Source organism: Microbacterium sp. ER1 (genome assembly GCF_023383675.1).
Classification (GTDB): Bacteria; Actinomycetota; Actinomycetes; order Actinomycetales; family Microbacteriaceae; genus Microbacterium.
Genome location: NZ_QCXO01000008.1, coordinates 12,773 through 31,337, shown reverse-complemented (window position 1 = coordinate 31,337; position 18,565 = coordinate 12,773). Strand labels below are relative to the sequence as shown.

Annotated in this window: 17 protein-coding genes; 8 read left to right on the top strand and 9 right to left on the bottom strand. The window is 73.2% G+C overall.

Going from position 1 to position 18,565, the window contains the following annotated elements; genetic code table 11:
- Positions 1–163: 163 nt before the first annotated feature.
- The 3 genes from BV453_RS00845 (at position 164) to BV453_RS00835 (ending at position 3,006) form a co-directional block, all read left to right on the top strand.
- Positions 164–901: a DUF1684 domain-containing protein gene (locus tag BV453_RS00845; protein WP_062765531.1), complete on the top strand. Its 738-nt coding sequence runs from the start codon at positions 164–166 to the stop codon at positions 899–901.
- A 33-nt stretch (positions 902–934) separates the two neighbouring features.
- Positions 935–1,984: a biotin/lipoate A/B protein ligase family protein gene (locus BV453_RS00840; protein ID WP_025105437.1), complete on the top strand. Its 1,050-nt coding sequence runs from the start codon at positions 935–937 to the stop codon at positions 1,982–1,984.
- A 104-nt stretch (positions 1,985–2,088) separates the two neighbouring features.
- Positions 2,089–3,006 (top strand): site-specific DNA-methyltransferase, encoded by a 918-nt coding sequence (locus tag BV453_RS00835; protein WP_126894474.1) that lies wholly within the window; start codon positions 2,089–2,091, stop codon positions 3,004–3,006.
- A 23-nt stretch (positions 3,007–3,029) separates the two neighbouring features.
- On the opposite strand, the gene BV453_RS00830 is transcribed toward BV453_RS00835, so the two are convergent.
- From BV453_RS00830 to BV453_RS00820, 3 genes are read right to left on the bottom strand one after another with little or no spacing between them, the layout of a single operon-like run.
- Positions 3,030–3,380, bottom strand: a complete 351-nt coding sequence (locus BV453_RS00830; protein WP_126894473.1) for a cupin domain-containing protein — start codon at positions 3,378–3,380, stop codon at positions 3,030–3,032.
- On the bottom strand, positions 3,377–4,780 hold the full coding sequence (locus BV453_RS00825; protein WP_085605929.1) for an FAD-binding oxidoreductase: 1,404 nt from the start codon (positions 4,778–4,780) through the stop codon (positions 3,377–3,379). The genes BV453_RS00830 and BV453_RS00825 overlap by 4 nt, the downstream gene beginning before the upstream one ends.
- Positions 4,781–4,806: 26 nt before the next feature.
- Entirely contained in the window at positions 4,807–5,274 is a 468-nt protein-coding gene (locus tag BV453_RS00820; protein WP_025105441.1) for an Lrp/AsnC family transcriptional regulator, read from the bottom strand.
- Positions 5,275–5,373: 99 nt separating this feature from the next.
- Between BV453_RS00820 and BV453_RS00815 the strand changes: the two genes are divergently transcribed.
- Positions 5,374–6,822 (top strand): gamma-aminobutyraldehyde dehydrogenase, encoded by a 1,449-nt coding sequence (locus tag BV453_RS00815; RefSeq protein WP_249520619.1) that lies wholly within the window; start codon positions 5,374–5,376, stop codon positions 6,820–6,822.
- Positions 6,823–6,835: 13 nt separating this feature from the next.
- On the opposite strand, the gene BV453_RS00810 is transcribed toward BV453_RS00815, so the two are convergent.
- Complete coding sequence (locus BV453_RS00810) at positions 6,836–7,363, bottom strand: GNAT family N-acetyltransferase (protein ID WP_025105443.1); 528 nt, start codon at positions 7,361–7,363, stop codon at positions 6,836–6,838.
- A 246-nt stretch (positions 7,364–7,609) separates the two neighbouring features.
- Between BV453_RS00810 and BV453_RS00805 the strand changes: the two genes are divergently transcribed.
- From BV453_RS00805 to BV453_RS00795, 3 genes are read left to right on the top strand one after another with little or no spacing between them, the layout of a single operon-like run.
- The gene (locus BV453_RS00805) at positions 7,610–8,755 is read left to right on the top strand and encodes an ROK family transcriptional regulator (protein ID WP_126894472.1); all 1,146 of its coding nucleotides are present in this window, start codon (positions 7,610–7,612) and stop codon (positions 8,753–8,755) included.
- A 23-nt stretch (positions 8,756–8,778) separates the two neighbouring features.
- Positions 8,779–9,705, top strand: a complete 927-nt coding sequence (locus BV453_RS00800) for a polysaccharide deacetylase family protein (RefSeq protein ID WP_126894471.1) — start codon at positions 8,779–8,781, stop codon at positions 9,703–9,705.
- Complete coding sequence (locus BV453_RS00795) at positions 9,702–11,027, top strand: MFS transporter (RefSeq protein ID WP_126894470.1); 1,326 nt, start codon at positions 9,702–9,704, stop codon at positions 11,025–11,027. The genes BV453_RS00800 and BV453_RS00795 overlap by 4 nt, the downstream gene beginning before the upstream one ends.
- A 2-nt stretch (positions 11,028–11,029) precedes the next feature.
- Here BV453_RS00795 and galE read toward each other — a convergent pair whose 3' ends face one another.
- Genes galE through galT form a run of 3 tightly spaced genes read right to left on the bottom strand, consistent with a single transcriptional unit; the run spans position 11,030 to position 14,422 of the window.
- Complete coding sequence (galE, locus tag BV453_RS00790) at positions 11,030–12,007, bottom strand: UDP-glucose 4-epimerase GalE (protein WP_249520618.1); 978 nt, start codon at positions 12,005–12,007, stop codon at positions 11,030–11,032.
- 46 nt (positions 12,008–12,053) lie between these two features.
- Positions 12,054–13,238, bottom strand: coding sequence for a galactokinase (gene galK, locus BV453_RS00785; RefSeq protein WP_126894468.1), 1,185 nt, complete (start codon positions 13,236–13,238; stop codon positions 12,054–12,056).
- Positions 13,235–14,422 carry a galactose-1-phosphate uridylyltransferase gene (gene galT, locus BV453_RS00780; protein ID WP_249520617.1) on the bottom strand — a complete coding sequence of 396 codons (1,188 nt, stop codon included), beginning with the start codon at positions 14,420–14,422 and terminating at the stop codon, positions 13,235–13,237. Before galT ends, galK begins: the two co-directional genes overlap by 4 nt.
- A 100-nt stretch (positions 14,423–14,522) precedes the next feature.
- Here galT and BV453_RS00775 point away from each other — a divergent pair, with 100 nt between their 5' ends.
- On the top strand, positions 14,523–15,485 hold the full coding sequence (locus tag BV453_RS00775; protein ID WP_249520620.1) for a LacI family DNA-binding transcriptional regulator: 963 nt from the start codon (positions 14,523–14,525) through the stop codon (positions 15,483–15,485).
- A gap of 3 nt (positions 15,486–15,488) precedes the next feature.
- On the opposite strand, the gene BV453_RS00770 is transcribed toward BV453_RS00775, so the two are convergent.
- Both BV453_RS00770 and BV453_RS00765 read right to left on the bottom strand, forming a co-directional pair.
- Entirely contained in the window at positions 15,489–17,447 is a 1,959-nt protein-coding gene (locus tag BV453_RS00770; RefSeq protein WP_249520616.1) for a DUF2264 domain-containing protein, read from the bottom strand.
- The gene (locus tag BV453_RS00765) at positions 17,444–18,457 is read right to left on the bottom strand and encodes a hydroxyacid dehydrogenase (protein ID WP_249520615.1); all 1,014 of its coding nucleotides are present in this window, start codon (positions 18,455–18,457) and stop codon (positions 17,444–17,446) included. The genes BV453_RS00770 and BV453_RS00765 overlap by 4 nt, the downstream gene beginning before the upstream one ends.
- Positions 18,458–18,565 lie beyond the last annotated feature (108 nt).

The window sequence follows — 18,565 nt, the reverse complement described above, 5'->3', positions numbered from 1 at the left end:
GGGAGGGACGGGTGTGACCCCGCACCGGAGGGAGGGACGGGCGGAGGGGTGTGTGACGCGGGATGACGCGGGGTGAAGGCGTGTGACGGACGGGGGTCACGGGCGACGGGGGCAGCCCTAGATTCGGGGCACATCCGCACGAACGAGGGGAGGGCCCGCGGCGATGAGCTTCCTGACGGACTGGCACGAGTGGCATGCGGCGCGCGAGCGCTATGCGGGGTCGGAGTACGGGCCGTCCGCGCTGGAGTCGACGAACTGGCTGATCACCGAACCCGCCGCGGTCGACGGCGTGCCCGGACTCTGGGCCCTCACCGGGGACGGCGGCATCCGCGGCAGTGAGCTGGGACCGTCGGGGTCGGTCGTCACCCTCCGCGGCACCCAGACCCTGCGCCTCGGGCGGCGCGAGCTGCGTGTGTTCGACCGCAACGGACTGCTGGCGCTCCGCGTCTGGAACCCCGCCCGTCCGCAGCGGGAGTGGTTCACCGCGATCGACGCCTACGCCCCCGACGAGCGATGGCGGATCCCGGCCACGTTCGAGCCCGCGCCGGACGAGCGGATCGTCGTCACGGCGGTCGACGGCGAGGAGCGCGAGACCCCGATCGCCGGACGCCTGCGGTTCGAGCTCGCCGGGGCCCCGCACGAGCTCACGGTCACCCGCAGCGGGAGCGGAGCGCTGAGTGCGGTCTTCGCCGACGGGACGAACGGGCTGGAGACGTACCGGTTCCGGTTCCTCCCCGTCGACGAGCCCGCCGCCGACGGGTCCGCCGTGATCGACTTCAACCGGGCGTACCTGCCGCCGTGCGCCTTCTCCGACCAGTTCATCTGCCCCCTGCCCACACCAGGCAACCGCTACTCCACGCCGATTAGGGCCGGGGAACGCGTCGTCGTGCTCGGCGGCTGACCACGGCGGCAGCGTGCGCCTTAAGCTGGATCCGTGCACGGTGAATACAAGGTTCCTGGGGGCAAGCTCGTCGTCGTCGACCTCGAGGTCGAGAACGACCGGATCGCGCGGTTCCGGCTCGCCGGGGACTTCTTCCTCGAACCGGACTCCGCGCTCGACGACATCAACGCCGCCGTCGAGGGCCTCCCCGCCGAGTCCGACGCCACGGCCATCGCCGCGGCCGTCCGCGGTGCCCTCCCCGAGGGGGCGCAGCTGCTCGGCTTCAGCCCCGAGGCCGTGGGCACCGCCGTGCGTCGCGCTCTGGTCACCGCGCCCGGGTGGCGCGACTTCGACTGGGAGATCGTCCACGAGAAGGCGGTCTCGCCGCGCATGAACCTCGCCCTCGACGAGGTGCTCACCTCCCGCGTCGGCGAGGGGCGTCGGCGTCCGACCCTGCGCATCTGGGAGTGGGACGAGTCGGCCGTCGTCATCGGGTCGTTCCAGTCGTACCGCAATGAGGTCGATCCCGAGGGCGCCGCGAAGCACGGCTTCGACGTCGTCCGCCGCATCTCCGGCGGCGGGGCGATGCTCATGGCGGCGGGACAGATCATCACCTACTCGCTGTACGTGCCGGCCTCGCTCGTGGCGGGCATGACCTTCGCCGACTCCTACGCGTTCCTCGACGACTGGGTGCTGCAGGCGCTCCGGTCGCTCGGCATCGACGCCGTCTACCAGCCGCTCAACGACATCGCGAGCCCGACCGGCAAGATCGGCGGCGCCGCGCAGAAGCGCCTCGCGAACGGAGGTGTGCTGCACCACGCCACCCTCTCCTACGACATCGACGGCCAGATGATGACCGAGGTGCTGCGGATCGGCCGCGAGAAGCTCAGCGACAAGGGGACGACCTCGGCAGCCAAGCGCGTCGACCCGCTGCGGAGCCAGACCGGACTGGAGCGTGCCGAGATCATCGAGCGCTTCAAGGACACGTTCCGCTCGCTCACCTCCGCCGAGGACGGCGGCATCACGCCGGACGAGTACGCCGATGCCCAGGCGCTGGTGGAGTCGAAGTTCTCGACCGACGCGTGGCTGCACCGGGTTCCGTGAGCCCTGCGACAGGCTCAGGCCCTTCGACAGGCTCAGGGACCCAGGGCCCTTCGACAGGCTCAGGGACCCAAGGGGGCGGCCCAGAGGCCCAGGTCCCGGGGCGGGTGTCGGTGATCGAGGGGGACAACCTCGCGGTTGCGGCGACCCTGCCGTCCGGATCCTTCACGCTCGTCTACCTCGACCCGCCGTTCAACACCGGGCGGGTGCGGGAGCGGCAGGTGGTCATCGCCCGCCGCACGTTCCCACCGCAGGAAGAGCCGGCGGATCCGGACGGGGGCAGCCCCGCATCGGCGGAGCCCGCGGCGGAGGGCCGGAGTCCTGAACGGGCGCCCGGCGAGCCCGAGGTGCGGCACGGCTTCCACGGGCACCGGTATGAGCGGGTGCGCGGCATGCTGCGCGCGTACGACGACAGCTTCGACGACTACGGCGCCTTCCTCATGCCGCGGCTGGAGGAGGCCTGGCGGCTGCTCGCGGACGACGGCACCCTGTATCTGCACCTGGATTACCGCGAGGCGCACTACGCGAAGGTCATGCTCGACGCGGTGTTCGGCCGGGACTGCTTCCTCAACGAGCTCATCTGGGCGTACGACTACGGCGCGAAGTCCCGGCGGCGGTGGCCCACCAAGCACGACACGATCCTGGTGTACGTGAAGAACCCGCGGACGTACGTGTTCAACTCCGACGACGTCGACCGGGAGCCGTACATGGCGCCGGGACTGGTGACCGCGGAGAAGGCCGCGCGCGGCAAGCTCCCGACGGACGTGTGGTGGCACACGATCGTCCCGACCACGGGGCGCGAGAAGACGGGGTATCCGACGCAGAAGCCCGAGGGCGTCCTGCGGCGCATCGTGACCGCGTCGAGCCGGCCCGGCGACCGGGTGCTCGACCTCTTCGCGGGCAGCGGCACGACCGGAGCCGTGGCCTCCGCACTCGGCCGGGACGCGGTGCTCGTCGACGACAACCCGGAGGCGGTGCGGGTCATGGCCGCGCGCATCCCGCACGCGGAGGTCCGCCGGGCCTGAGCGGGCCTGGTCGGCAGCGGCCGTCAGATCCCGATCGAGACCTTCCGCAGGGTCTCACTCACCGTCCAGACCGTCCGCATGCCGGTGGTGAGCCGCATCACGGACCCGGGGCCGAGCTCCACCGGAGGGAGCGCGGGCGCGGTGAACGTCACGGTCGCGCGACCGGAGAGCACGACGAACACCTCGTCCTCCTCGACGTCCACCGCGGTGCCCGGCGCCATCTCCCAGACGCCGATCTCGATCCCGCCTGCGTCGTCGAGCACCGTATATGCCGTGGTCGGCGCGCCGTCGCGGACGTCCTCGTCGGGCAGCGGGGTGTGCGTCAGCGCGAGGCATCCGGCGTCGACGACGGCCCCCGGGGCGAGGCCGGTCACGAGTCGAAGCCCATGCCGAGAGCGTCGAGCGTCTTCAGGAACAGGTTGCGGCGCCCCTCGTTGTGGTCGGCCCTGTCCATCGCGGCGCGGACGAGGTTGATCCCGACGGACGCGGCCGGCTCCGGCGGGAACGGGATCGGCTTCTCGCGCACCATCCGCAGCTGCGTGCGCTCGGTCTCCTCGCCGGCGAGTTTGTCGAGCATGACATCGGCGGCGAACCGGGCGGCGCCGACCCCGAGGCCGGTGAACCCTGTGGCGTAGGCGACCCGGCCGCCGCGGGCGGTGCCGAAGAACGCGCAGAACCGGCTCGACGAGTCGATCGCCCCGGCCCAGCGGTGCGTGAAGCGGAGGCCGGCGAGCTGCGGGAAGGTGGTGAAGAAGTGCGAGGCCAGCCGCCGGTGGCTCTCCATCCGATCCTCGTAGGCGGGGCGCACCTTGCCGCCGAAGTGGTAGACCGCGTCGTAGCCGCCGAACAGGATCCGGTCGTCCGCGGTGAGCCGGTAGTAGTGGAACTGGTTGGCGCTGTCGGCGAGCCCCTGGCGGTTCCGCCAGCCGATGGAGGCGAGCTGCTCGGCCGACAGCGGCTCCGTCATCAGCACGTAGTCGTACACGGGCACCGTCATGAGGCGGTTGCGCTTGAGGAGCGACGGGAACACGTTCGTCGCGAGCGCCACCGCGTCGGCGGTCACCCGGCCGTGCTCCGTGACGAGGGTCACCGGACCCGAGTCCGCGCCCTCGATCCGCCGGACGATGCTGTGCTCGTGGATCTCCACGCCGAGCTCGACGGCCACCCGCGCGAGCTCCAGCCCCAGCTTCGCCGGGTGTACGAGAGCGCAGCCGTCCCGGTCCCACGCGCCGGCGAGGAACGTGGGCGAGTGCACCTCCGCCTGCACCGCCTCCCGGTCGAGGAAGCCCTCCTCCTCGCGCAGCCACTCGACCTGATGCGGCTCGACGGCCACCGCGAGCTGGCCCGTCCGCTCGAACTCGGCATCCATGTCGTACCGCCGCACGGTCTCGGCGATGCCGTCAAGGTTCTCGTGGCCCAGCTCCTCCAGGCGGTCGATCTCCTCAGGCCAGCGGTTCACGCCGTTCTCGTGGCCGTGCGTGAGGCTGGACTCGCAGAAGCCGCCGTTGCGCCCGGACGCCGCCCAGGCCACGCGGGACGCCTCGAGGAGCACCACCCTCCGTTCCGGATCCCGCTCCTTCGCGCGCACGGCTGTCCAGAGTCCGGTGTAGCCGCCGCCGACGACCACGAGGTCCGTATGCACGGTGCCGCGGAGCGGCGGGTGCGCGGGACGCTCGACGTCGTCGAGCCAGAAGACCGACAGGGCCGTGTCGCGCAGGGCGTCGTCGATGACGGACTGCGGAGGACGCCGGCGTTCGAAGACCGTGGTGCCCATGTTCACTCCGATGCGAGGGGAGCGCGTCAGCGCGTTCCCCAGTTGTAGAGGTCTTTGTAGAGGCCGGCGTAGAGCAGGCTCTCCGTCTGGATGATGCCGGGGATGGTGCGGATGCGGGTGGCGATGAGGTCGAGCAAGTGGTCGTCGTCCTCGCACACCGCCTCGACGAGGATGTCGAACGTCCCGAGCGTGACGACGACGTACGCGAGCTCCGGGATCGCCGTGAGTTCCTCCGCGATCGCGCGGGGGTCGCCGGACACCCGGATCCCGATCATCGACATGCGGTGGAAGCCGAGCTGCAGCGGGTCGGTCACGGCGACGATCTGGATCAGGCCCGATTCGGTCAGCCGCTGCACCCGCTGGCGGGCCGCGGCCTCGCTGAGCCCGACCTCCCGCGCGATCTCCGCGTAGGGGCGCCGACCGTCCTCCTGCAGCAGCTCGACGATGCGCTTCGAGATGTCGTCGAGGGCGGGGGGAGGCGTCTTCGGACTCATGTACCGATCGTGACATTCCGATAGGTGCTGCGCAACTGAATCCGTCGATCTGTGGACGAAAAGCTACAGATTCCGCGTTCGGATGGCTACCATGGCGCTATGTCCTCACCGTCGACGATGACCGTGCCCCTGCAGAACTTCATCGGCGGCCGCGCCGTCACCGCAGCGGGGAGCGGGCGCCTGCCGCTCATCGATCCGGTGACGGAGGAAGCCTACGGCGAGATCCCGATCTCCGACCGTGCCGACGTGGATGCCGCGTACGCCGCGGCCGCGGAGGCGTTCCCGATCTGGCGGGACACGCCGCCGTCCGCGCGCCAGCTCGCCCTGTTCCGCATCGCCGAGGAGATGGCCGCGCGGGCCGAGGAGTTCGCCGACCTCGAGTCGAAGGACACCGGCAAGCCGCGGGCGACGCTCGTCGCCGACGAGATCCTGCAGTCGGTGGACCAGCTGCGGTTCTTCGCCGGCGCCGCGCGGAGCCTCGAGGGTCGCGCTGCCGCGGAGTACCTCCCCGGGCACACCTCCTTCGTGCGCCGGGAGCCGATCGGCGTGATCGGGCAGGTGACGCCGTGGAACTACCCGCTGAACATGGCGGTGTGGAAGATCGCTCCAGCGCTCGCCGCCGGGAACACCGTCGTGCTGAAGCCGGCGGAGTCCACGCCGCTCACCACGCTGCTGCTCGCGGAGATCGTCGCGCGACACAGCCCCGCCGGCACCCTCAACATCGTTCTCGGCGACCGCGAGACCGGAGCAGCCCTCGTCGAGCATCCGACGCCGCAGATGGTGGCCATCACCGGCTCGGTGCGCGCGGGCATGGCCGTGGCCCGCTCGGCAGCCGACGACGTCAAGCGCGTGCACCTGGAGCTCGGCGGCAAGGCGCCCGCGATCGTCTTCCCTGACGCGTCGATCGAGAAGGCGGTCGAGGGCATCGTCACCGGGGCCTTCTTCAACGCGGGGCAGGACTGCACCGCGGCGACCCGGGTGCTCGTGCACGCGTCGGTGCACGACGAGTTCGTCGCCGCACTGGTGGAGCGGACCCGCACGCACGCGCGGACCGGGGCCCCGGACGAAGAGGGCGTGCTGTACGGGCCGCTGAGCAGCGCGGCCCAGCTCGCGCAGGTGCAGGGCTTCGTCGACCGGCTTCCCGCGCATGCGACGGTCGCGACCGGCGGGGCGCGGCAGGGCGACCGTGGCTACTTCTGGGAGGCGACCGTCGTGACCGGCGTGCAGCAGGACGACGAGGTCGTGCAGGGGGAGATCTTCGGACCCGTGCTGACCGTGCAGCCCTTCGACACCGAGGAGGAGGCGCTCGCGATGGCGAACGACGTGCCGTACGCGCTCGCCGCATCGGTGTGGACGCGGGATCATGCCCGCGCCATGCGCCTCTCCCGCGACCTCGACTTCGGGTGCGTGTGGATCAACACCCACATCCCGTTCGTGTCGGACATGCCGCACGGCGGGTTCAAGCACTCCGGATACGGGAAGGACCTGTCGCAGTACGGCTTCGACGACTACACCCGGATCAAGCACGTGATGAGCGCGCTGGACTGACGGCGGGACCGCTTCAGCGCGGGGCGAGGTGCTTGACGCGGCGGTGCTCGCGGAGCGTGAACTGCGGGCGCTGATCGATCTTCGTGGCTCCGTCGAGCTCCCACCCGTGCCGGGCGTAGAAGCCGTCGGCCCGGTCGTTGCCGTCGAGCACCCAGAGGTAGGCGCGGGTGTGGCCGGCGTCGATCATACGCTGCTCGGCGGCGTCGAGGAGGGCGTGCCCCGCCCCCGTCGACCACGCGGTCGGGTCGGCGTAGATGCCGTACAGCTCGGCGTCGTCCAGGCCGTCGGGGTCGCGGCCGGAGCCGAACGACGCCCAGCCGACGACGGTGCCGTCGCGCTCGGCCACCAGGGTCCCGAGGCTCGTGGGCAGCGGGTCGGCGAAGATGCGGCGCCACCCGTCGGCCCGCTCCGAGACGGACAACCCGTCCAGCACCTCCTGGTCGATGAGGCCCTCGTAGGCCGCCTGCCACGAGCGCACATGCACTCCGGCCACGGCCTCGGCATCGTCGGCGACGGCGTCTCGGATCACCAGGGGCGTCATCCCTCCACCCTATGCGGACCCCCCGACGTCCTTCCGTCCCCTCCCGTCCCTTCCTCCTCCGACACCCGGGCACACCTGCACGACCCGGGTACGTCTGCGGGACCGAAACCCGTGTTCCGTCGTGTGGCCGTGCCCGGGGCGTGCAGGTGACACAGCCGGAGAGGACGGGTCGACGGGTGCGACGCGATGTGGCAGGCTGGCGGGCACCGACTCCGCACGAGAATCGACCCCCCGAGGTTCCGCCGCATGTCACGACCCCTCGCAGGACCGCAGACCCTGCTCCGTACACTCAACGGCCGCGCGATCCTGGAGCGCCTCGCCCGGAGCGGACCGCAGACTCGGGCCGAGCTCATGGCGGCGACCGGCCTCTCCCGCACGGCCGTGACCCAGGTGCTGCGGATGCTCGACACCGCGGGAGCCGTCACCGCGGCCGGGGTCGACCGCGACACCCGCGGACCGGCGGCCGGCCGCGTCGCGCTGCACCCCGCCCTCGGCTTCGCGGCCGCCGTGCACGTGGACCATCACGCGGCCCACGTCGTCTTCGTCGACGCGACTGGCACCGTCAGAGCCGAGCGGCACGGAGCCTTCCCCGCGGGCGAAGACCGCGTCGCGCACATCGCCGCCCTCGTCGCGGCCTGCCGCCGGTCCGTGAAGGGCGCGCTCCACCTCGCCGTCGTCGGAGTGCCCGGGATCGTGGCCGCCGACGGCGCGATCCGCGACGACCAGGGGCCGGACGGCGGCGCATTCCGCGCGGCTCTCGCGGCCGCCCTCGACTGCCCGGTCCGCGTCGAGAACGACGTCAACCTCGCCGCCCTCGCCGAGTCGACCACCGGCGTCGGCATCGACCTCGCGAGCTTCGCGCTCCTGCTGCTCGACGACGACCTCGGCGCCGGCATCGTGATTGACGGGGCGCTGCACCGCGGGTTCTCCGGCGTGGCGGGCGAGGTCATGTACCTTCCGCAGACGCCGGTGCCCATCGGCGCCCCGGTCGCGGGCGCCACGGTGGTGCGCGACCTCGCCCTCGGCCTCGGACTGGATGTCGACGCGCCGTTCCTCGCCCACCTGGAGGCGGCGCGGCACGGCGACGAGGCGGCGCAGGCCCTCGTCGCAGAGATCGGACGGCGGCTCTTCCTCGCGGCGGGCAGCGTCGCCCTCGTGCTCGATCCCGAGGCCTTCATCCTCGGCGGGGAGGCGGTGCACCCGGCGCTCCTGGACGCGATCGAGCGGGTCGCGGACGAGTTCTCCGCGCAGCTGCCGCTCCGGTTCCTCGCCTCGGCGTTCGGTCCGGAGGCGCCGCTCGTCGGAGCCGTCGGGGAGGCGGCCTCCGCGCTCCGTGCCGACGTCTTCACCCGGATCCTCACCCCCGCCCGCGCAGCCGCCGCCGGCCGCTGACCGCCCGCCCGACAGGACACGCCATGACCGCCTCCTCCGCCCTCGCCGACCGACTCGGACTGCCGTCCGGTGCCAGGGCGGTCATCCTCAACGCCGACGACTTCGGGATGTGCCATGCCGCCAACGCCGCGATCTCCGGTCTCCTCGTGCGCGGCCGGATCGACTCGGCGACGGTGATGGTGCCCTGCGCGTGGTCCCCGGAAGCGCTCGCCTTCGCCGCCGCGCACCCGGACCTCGACGTGGGCGTGCACCTCGTGCTCACGAGCGAGTGGCGCCGGTACCGATGGCGCCCGCTCACCGGCGCCTCGACCCTGGTCGGTGCCGACGGCTTCTTCCCCGCCGACGTCGCGACGGTGGAGCAGCACGCCTCCGAAGAGGACGTCGCGGCCGAGATCGCCGCCCAGCTGCAGACCGCGCTCGATGCCGGCGTCGACGTGACCCACCTCGACAACCACATGGGATCCGTCTACGGGCTGCTGACCGGCCGGGACTTCCTGCGCGCCGTCTTCGAGCTCGCCGCCCGGCACGGCCTCCCCTTCCGCCTGCCCCGCGAGATGGAGGGGGCGGACGCCGATCCGATGCTGCAGGCGAAGCTCACCGAGGCCGCAGCGGTGGCCGATGCGTTCGGCGTGGAGATCGTCGACCGGCTGTGGACGCACCCGTTCGAGCTGCGCGGCGAGGGCACCGCCGACGAGGAGTCGTACGAGCAGGTCCGAGACGGCTTCCTCGCGGTGCTGCGCGCCGTCCCGCCCGGGGTCACCGAGATCTACCTGCATCCGATGGCCGACGGCGAGGAGCTGCGCGCGGCGGTGGACTTCGCGGCGGCCAAGCGCGGCTACGAGCTGCGGCTGCTCGACGACCCTCTCGTGCAGCAGACGATCGCCGAGGAGGGCCTGGTCCGCGTCGGCTGGCGCGCGCTGCGGGACCTGCAGCGCGGAGACGCCCGGTGACGGCGCTCGGCGAACGGCTGCGCGACCGCCGGCTCGACGCCGCTCCTACCCGCGCCCAGACCATCGCCTTCGGGGCCTCAGGGTTCCCGACGCAGCTGATGACGCAGACCTTCTCGGCATTCGTCGTGTACTTCTACGTCTCGCACCTCGCCGTCCCCGCGGGGTGGGTGGCGGCGGCGATGATCGCGCACGGCATCCTCAACGCGGCACTCAACCCGGTCGTCGGGGCGCTCTCCGACCGGATCCGCACGCCGTGGGGCCGCCGCATCCCGTGGATCGGGCTGGGCATCGTGCCGCTCGTCGTGGCCTTCGCCCTCGTCTGGATGCCGCCCGCGCTCCCGGCGGCCGGGCTCATCGTCTGGTTCCTCGTGGTCGTCGCGGTCTACGACATCGCCTTCGTCGTGGTGGTGCTGAACATCTCCGCGCTGTTCCCGGAGATCTTCCGGACCACGGAGGAGCGCGCCCGCGGGAACGTGCCGCGGCAGATCTTCGCGATCCTCGGCATGGTGCTCGGCACGGCCGGCGCCCCCGCGCTCTACGACGCGATCGGCTGGCCGGGGATGGCGCTCGTGCTGTCCGGCGTCTGTCTCGTGCTGCTCGCCTGGTCGTTCCTCGGCGGGATGATCGAGCGCCGGGTGCCGGAGGCCGCCTCCGAGGCGATGCGCTGGCGGGACCAGCTCGTCTACACGTTCCGCAACCGCGCCTTCGTGCCGTACGTGCTGGGCTCGCTCTGCGTGCAGACCTCGATCGCCGTGATCCTCGCCGCCGTCCCGTTCTACGTCCGCTACTCGCTGGGGGCGGCCGAGGGCGAGGGGAGCCTCCTTCTCGGCGCCATCTTCCTCACGGCGATCCCGTCGATCGTGCTGTGGAGCGCGGTGGTCCGGCGCACCTCCCCACGCACGGCGCTGCTGTGGAGCGTCGGGGTGTTCGGGGTCGCGGTGCTCGGCTACCTCATCCCGACGTCCGTGGGGGCGGCGGCTCTCGTCGGCATCGCGGTCGGCGTCGGCGTCGGCGGGCTGCTGCAGCTCCTCGAGGTCGTGCTCGCCCAGATCATCGACGACGATGCGCATCGCACGGGCCACCGCCGCGAGGGCGCCTACTTCGGCGTGAACGGCTTCGTCGTCCGCGGCTCCGTCGTCCTCCAGGCGATCGTCGCCGCGGCCGTGTTGACCGCGACCGGCTTCGACGCCGAGCTCGGCGACGCGCAGCCGGAGGCCGTCGACGGCGGCATCCGGCTCATGCTGGCGGTCATCCCGCTGGCGTTCACCGCCGTTGGGTGGCTGTGCTTCTGGCTCTACCCTCTGCGCACGCGCGACGTCTGAGGTCAGCCGGCGGCGCGGCGGGCCTCCCAGCCCGTGCGCACCATCTCGTCAACCGTGTAGCGCATGGTCCAGTCGAGGTCGCGGGCCGCGAGTTCGCCGGTCGCCACGATCCGATCCGGGTCGCCGGGGCGGCGCGGGCCGATTTCCGGGGTGAAGTCGATGCCGGTGACGCGGGCGACCGCATCCATGATCTGCTTCACGCTGAGGCCGTCGCCGGAGCCGAGGTTGTACGCGGGCTCGATCGGAGCGCCCGAGGCCAGGCGCTGCGCTGCGCTGACGTGGGCGGCGGCGATGTCGCCGACATGCACGTAGTCGCGGACGTTCGTGCCGTCAGGGGTGTCGTAGTCGTCGCCGAAGATCTTGGGGGTGCGGCCCTCGATCAGCGCCTCGAAGACGATGGGGAAGAGGTTGTGCGGGCTGACGTCGTAGACCGTCGGGTCGGCCGAGCCGACCACGTTGAAGTACCGCAGCGAGGTGTGGCGCAGCGGGCGGTCGGAGTCGGCGGTGGCGATCGCCTGGTCACGGAGCAGCCATTCGCCGATGAGCTTGGACTCGCCGTACGGGCTCGCGGGCTTCTTGGCGGTGTCCTCGACGACGAGCGACACGTTCGGGGTGCCGAACACGGCGGCCGACGAGGAGAAGACGATGTTCGCGACGCCCGCCGCCGCCATCGCCTCCAGGATGATCCGCGTGCCCTCGACGTTCTGGGCGTAGGTGTGCAACGGGCGCTGGACCGAGACGCCGGCGTACTTGTAGCCCGCCACGTGGATCACGCCCTCCGCCTCGTGCGTGCGCAGCGTCTCCTCGACCAGGGCGCGGTCGAGGATGCTGCCCTGCACGAACGGCACGCCCTCCGGCACGAAGGAGGCCAGACCGCTGGAGAGGTCGTCCAGCACGACGGGGGAGAGGCCGGCCTCCGCGAGGGCGCGGACGACGTGGGCACCGATGTAGCCGGCGCCGCCGGTGACGATCCAGGACATGCGTTCCTCTCCTGCCGCGGCGGTGGCGGCTCGACCCTTCATTGTGTCAGGCGTCGCGGCGCGGACCTGCGGACGGGCTGACCTCGAACAGGTGCGGGGCGACGAAGCCCTCGGCAGCGAACCGCCCCCGCACCGCGTCGGCGAGGTGGGGCACGGCGTCGCGGTCGACGAGGGCGATCGCTGCGCCCCCGAACCCGCCGCCGGTCATGCGCGCACCCACCGCGCCCGACGTGAGGGCGGTCTCCACGGCGGCGTCGAGCTCGGGCGTCGAGATCTCGAAATCGTCGCGCATGGACGCGTGGGAGGCGACGAGGAGGTCGCCGATGCCGCGCGCGCCCGCGGTGCGCAGGGTCGCGACGGTGTCCTGCACGCGCTGATTCTCCGTGACGATGTGCCGCACGCGGCGGAAGGTCACGTCGTCCATCAGGCTCTCGGCACGGGCGAGGTCGGCCACCGCGACGTCGCGCAGCGCCGGCACGCCGAGGATCGCGGCCCCGCGCTCGCACGCGGCGCGGCGCTCCCGGTAGCCGCCGGTGGAGTGCGCGTGCGTGACACGGGTGTCCATCACGAGCACCGCGAGTCCGGCATCGGCCATGCCCAGCGGCACGACCTCGGCGGCGAGGGAGCGGCAGTCGAGGAAGATCGCGGCGTCGGGCTCGCCGAGCATCGAGGCCATCTGGTCCATGATCCCGGTGGGCGCGCCCACGGCCTCGTTCTCCGCCGTCCGCCCGACGCGGGCGAGGGCCACGGCGTCGAGATCGGTGCCCCAGAGCTCGTTCAGTGCCGCGGCCGTCGCGCCCTCGATCGCGGCGGACGACGAGAGACCGGCACCGACCGGGACGTCGGAGGCGATCGCGATGTCCAGGCCGGAGACCGCGGTCATGCCGGCCGCTGCACGGAGCGCCCAGGCGACGCCCAGCGGGTAGGCGGCCCACTCCGGCACCGCGGGCTCCGTCCCGGGTGGGGTGGGGAAGAGGCGGTCCAGCTCGTCGAGGGCCACTTCCACCGGCTCGTCCGCGAAGGTCGAGGCGACGCGGAGCCGGCCGTCGGCGCGGCGACCGACCGCGGCGACCGTCCGCTGCGGGATGGCGAACGGGAGCACGAAGCCGTCGTTGTAGTCGGTGTGCTCGCCGATGAGGTTCACGCGTCCCGGCGCCGACCAGACGCCGTCCGGGGTGCGCCCGGCGAGGGCGGCGAAGAGCTCGGCGGCGGCGTCGTGTGCGGAGGTCATGCGGAGGCTTCCTGATCGGTGCGGGCGATCGCTTCGCGGAGTCGGGCGGCGCCCTGCTCGGGCGCGACCTCGGCGGCCCACGCCCACATCGCGGCCTCGGAACCTGCGAGGAACTTGAGCTTGTCGGCGGCGCGGCGCGGGCTCGTGAGCTGCAGGTGCAGGCGCACGGTGTCGCGGCCGACGTGGACCGGAGCCTGGTGCCAGGCGGCGATGTACGGCGTCGGGCTGTCATAGAGCGCGTCGACACCGCGGAGGAGGCGGAGGTAGAGCGGGGCGAGCTCGTCGCGCTCCTCCGCCGTGGTCTCGGCGAGGTCCGGCACGTGCCGATGCGGCATGAGGTGCACCTCGAGCGGCCACCGCGCCGCGAAGGGCACGAACGCCGTCCAGTGCTCGCCGCGGAATACCACCCGTTCGGACGCCTGCTCCTCGGCGAGGATGCGGGCGAAGAGGTCGGGCGCGGTGCGGTCGACCGCGTCCAGCACCCGGGCGGTGCGCGGGGTCACGTAGGGGTACGCGTAGATCTGGCCGTGCGGGTGGGGGAGCGTGACGCCGATCGCCTCGCCGCGGTTCTCGAACGGGAAGACCTGCTGGATGCCGGGGAGGGCGGACAGGGCGGCGGTGCGGTCGGCCCAGGCCTCGATCACGGTGCGGGCGCGGGTCACGGTCTGCGTCCCGAAGGAGCCGGAGTGCTCGGGGCTGAAGCACACGACCTCGCAGCGGCCGACCGCGGTACGGGTGCGCCCGAGTCCGAGGGCCGCGAGGTCGTCGAGGCCGCGCGGGGGGTTCGTCGCCCTGGGGGCGGTGCCGACCGGCTCGGCGAGGGCGGGGCCGAACGCGGGGGAGCGGTTCTCGAACACGGCCACGTCGTACCGGGACGGCACCTCGGACGGATTCCCCGGCGTCTGCGGCGCGAGCGGGTCGGCGTCGGCTCCCGGCATCATGACGCGGTTCTGGCGGTTGGCGGCGACGGTGATCCAGTCGCCCGTGAGCACGTCGAGCCGCATGGTCGCGGTGTCCGGCCGCGGGGCCAGGGTGCGGGCGTCGACCGACCGCTCGGCACCGAGAGTGGTGTCCGGGTCGTCGTAGTAGATGAGGTCGCGGCCGTCGGCGAGGGTGGTCGGGCGCTTGACGACACCGGCGCCGAGACGCTCCGTGGGGACCTCCGGGGATGCGGGCGTGTTCACGTCAACATGGTAGGCACGGCCGCGTGCTAACGTCAACACGACGGAGTTGTGAACGGAGGTTCCCGTGGCCGAGAAGCCCACGACGGCCGCGCGCGTGTCCATGGCCACCGTCGCGGCGCGCGCCGGCGTCTCCGGACAGACGGTCTCCCGCGTCGTCAACGGCAGCCCCCGGGTCGACCCGCAGACCCGGGCGCGGGTCGAAGCCGCCATGGCCGAGCTCGGCTACCGACCGCACCGGGCGGCGCGGGCTCTGCGCACCGGGCGCAGCCACACCCTCGGCCTCGTCGTGACCACTCTGGCCACGGTCGGCAACTCCCGGATGCTGCAGGCCACGGCCGAAGCGGCGGCGGATCGTGGATACGCGCTCACCGTCGTCACGGCCGCGGACGGCGTGGAGGCCGCGTTCGCCCGGCTCGCCGATCAGGGCGTGGACGGGGCTCTCGTGCTGAACGAGGCCTCCGCGCTCGTCGCCGCCGCGACCCTGCCGCCGGAGCTGCACCTCGTCGTCGTGGATGCCCCCGCCGGCGCCGGAGCGGCCGTGGTGCACAGCGATCATGCCGCGGGAGCGCAGGCCGCCACCCGCCACCTGCTCGATCTCGGGCACGAGACCGTCCACCACCTCGCGGGACCGGCGGGCTCGTTCGCCGCGGCCGAGCGCGAGCGGGGCTGGCGCGAGGCCCTGGCGGATGCCGGCGCCGTGCCACCGCCGGTCGTGCGCGGCGACTGGAGCGCGGAGTCGGGCTTCGCCGCGGGCGCGGCTCTAGGCGCGACCGCGGTGTTCTGCGCCAACGATCAGATGGCGCTCGGGCTGCTGCGGGCGGTGGCGGAGTCCGGGCGCGCGGTTCCGTCGGACGTCAGCGTGGTCGGCTTCGACGACATCCCCGAGGCGGCGAACTTCCTCCCGCCGCTCACGACCGTCCGGCAGGACTTCCCGGCGCTCGCGCAGCAAGCGGTCACGGCGCTCATCGCGGCCGTGGAGGGCGACGCGACGGCGACAGACCGCGCCGCGCCCGTGGTGGTGCCGACCCGGCTCGTGGAGCGGGCGAGCACGGCACACCGCTGACGCTCATCCGCGGGGCAGCTGCTCGCCCGGGCGAAAGGTCGTCGCGGCGCCGTCCGGCCACGACACCGTCGCCTCCCCTCCCTGCAGATCGAGTTCCGGTGGAACGGGCGAGCCCCCGAGCAGCACGCCGACCGCGATCCAGGTGTCGGGTCGCACCGGCGCGGAGAGCCAGGGGGTGACGGTCTCCGGGCCGAGCGGGGTCACGTCCCGCTCCCGCCGGACCCCCGCGGTCGCGTCGTCGAGGCCGTGGAGGCCCACCACCCGGCTCTGCGTCTCCCCGCCGGGGGTGAGGGCGGCGGTGACGGCCGCGGGGCCGGTCTCGACGACGGTGGCGGCGGACAGGGCCCATCCGCCGATGCGGAGGACGTCGCCGTCGTGGATCGCTCCGTCCGGCCCTGCGCCCGCCCGGACCCGCACGAGCCGCACCTCCCACGGTCCGCGCACCGCCGACACCACATCGACCACCGGGCCGACCGTGGTCTCGACGGCCGTGCCGCCTCCGCCGACGTCGAACCCCATGCGGACGCCGTCGTGCCAGTGCGCGGGGCCGGAGGAACCGCCGAGCGCCGTGCCGTCCGTCTCCCTCAGGCGCCCCGTCAGGAAGCCGGAGCGGTGGCTCGCTCGGCCCCCGCGCACCACGGCGACCGTGCCGTCGAGCGGGTCGCGTGCCCCCGGGCCGGCGAGAACGGGGGCGGTCGCGGTGCTGTACCCGAGCTTCGCGTACAGGGGAGCATCGGGCTGGAACGCACCGGAGGTGCGGTGGTCGGTGCCCTGGTTGACGACGCGCACGATGCCGTCCGGGGTGCCCGTCGCCAGCCACCCCGGGGCGAGGAGGACGCGGGTGAACGGCCCCCGATCGATCGGCAGGGGCTGTTCGACGGCAGTCCAGAACGGATGCGTGGCGGGGAGGGCGAGCGGCAGGAGACCCTTCGCCGCCCAGTACGGGGAGCCGGGGCCGGAGTAGTCCTGGGCGAGCGGGCGCCAGGCGCCGTGCCAGCCGAGGGACAGCACTCCGGTCGCATCCGGCGCACCGCGGGCGGTGAAGTGCCGGACCTGACCGTTCACCGCCCGGCGCAGGAGGCCGGGGTCATGCCGCGAGGTGCCGGAGAACGCCGCGGCCCCGGCCGCAGCGGCCGTCGCGAAGCGGTAGGTGAGGCTGCGCCCCTGGATGAGCGGTCCGCCGTCGGCGCCGACGAGATGCAGGGCGTCGTCGAGGAACGCGTCGAGCCGGCGGCGGTACCGGGCGACCCGATCCGTATGCCGCGGCTCCGCGCCGACCATGTCCGCCCAGAGCAGCGGATAGAAGGACAGCGCCCAGCCGGCGTAGTGGTCGAACGACCGGGCGGCGCCGTCGGCGCTCCAGCCGCCCGCGCGTTCGAAGCCGTCGAGGAGTGCGAGATCGGCGGCGCGGTCCGCGGCGGAGATTGGCCCGCCGACACTCTCCAGGAACTGCTCGACGAGCACCCGGAACCACGCCCAGTTGTTCGGCGGGTAGCTGCCGCCGACGAACGTCGCGAGGTAGTCCACGGTGTGGGTCCGCGCCGTGTCGTCGAGGCGCGCCCACACCGTGTCGCGCGTGAGGTGAAGGCCCAGCGCGAGCGCCGCCGCCTCGACCTTCGCCTGGTCGACCTCATCGGGGCGCGGCCACCGCTCGGCACCGTCGGGGTCGACCCCCGCAGCGAGGCCTCGGGCGTACCGGTCGGCCAGCGACTCCGTGCCGAGCGGGTCGCCGGCGATGCGGAACGCGGCCAACAGGAACGTGCGGCTGAATCCCTCGAGCGCATCGACCGCGGAGCCGAAGCCACCGGAGGAGCCGGGGTAGCGGATGCCCGCGCCCGCCGGGCTCGCGTGACGGGCGGCCCCGTCGAGGATCGCGTCGGCAACCGCCACCAGGTGCGCACGCGTCCATCCCGTGTGCGGGGAGAGCGCGCGGTCCTCGGGAGGCAGCGCGAGGAGTGTCATGCGCTGTGCGCGAGGTCGGCGCGGTGCACGGGGTGTCGAGGCGGACGACCGGCCACCCACGCTTCCAGCTCGTCGAGGGCGGCGTCGGCCAGCCGGTGTGCCTCGGTGCCGAGGGAGCCGGCGAGGTGCGGGGTCACCGCGACGTTCGGCAGGCGCAGCAGCGGGTGGTCGGGCGGAAGCGGCTCCGGGTCGGTGACGTCGAGGATCGCATCGAGGCGACCGGAGGCGCACTCCACGCGCAGGGCGTCGTGGTCGAGGAGGGCTCCGCGGGCGGTGTTGAGCACGGTGGCGCCGTCACGCAGGGCGGCGAGCTGCGCGCTGCCGATCATCCCCCGCGTCGCGGGCAGGGCCGGTGCGTGCAGGGAGAGCAGATCGACGGCGGGGAGCAGGGCGTCGAGCGGGACGAGCCGGGCGCCGGCCGCGGCCACCTCCTCGGGGTCCGCGTACGGGTCGGCGACGAGCACCTCGAGGCCGGGGAAGGGGCGCAGCAGGTCGACGACGCGGCGCCCGATGCGGGAGAACCCGACGATGCCCACCGTGCGGTCGAGGTTGCCGATGCGGCCCCCGGCGCGGGGGCCGACGCGCAGGTCGTGCTGTGCGTCGGCGGTACGGAGCGGGAGGAGGGCGCGCTTGCCGGAGAGCAGGATCATCGCGAGCGTGTACTCCGCGACGGGGGCCGCGTTGGCCTCGGCGGCCGAGGTGAGCAGGATGTCGCGCTCCCAGAACGCGTCGGACACGAGGCCGCGCACGCTCCCTGCCGCATGGAACACCGCGCGCAGCCGGGGGAGCCGATCGAGCAGGGGCGCGTCCAGGACCGGAGCGCCCCAGCCCGTCACCAGCACCTCCACGGCGGCGAGGCGGTCGTCCAGCGCCGGGGCGTCGAGAGCGGGGGCGTGCAGCGGACCGCCGGGCGCGGCGAGGGTCTGCAGGCGGGCGCGCCGCGCGTCGTCGAACACGAGGTCCCACGCCTCCGTCGAGAGGGCGGCGAGGACGACTGGTCGAGGGGTCATGGGTCTCCGGGTATCTCGGGTATGCGCTTGCCGAAGCGCGCGGTTCCAGTGAAGACTGTGCGTTCGAGTGCAGGCAACGTGATCGAACTGAAACCCTGCTGATCGAAC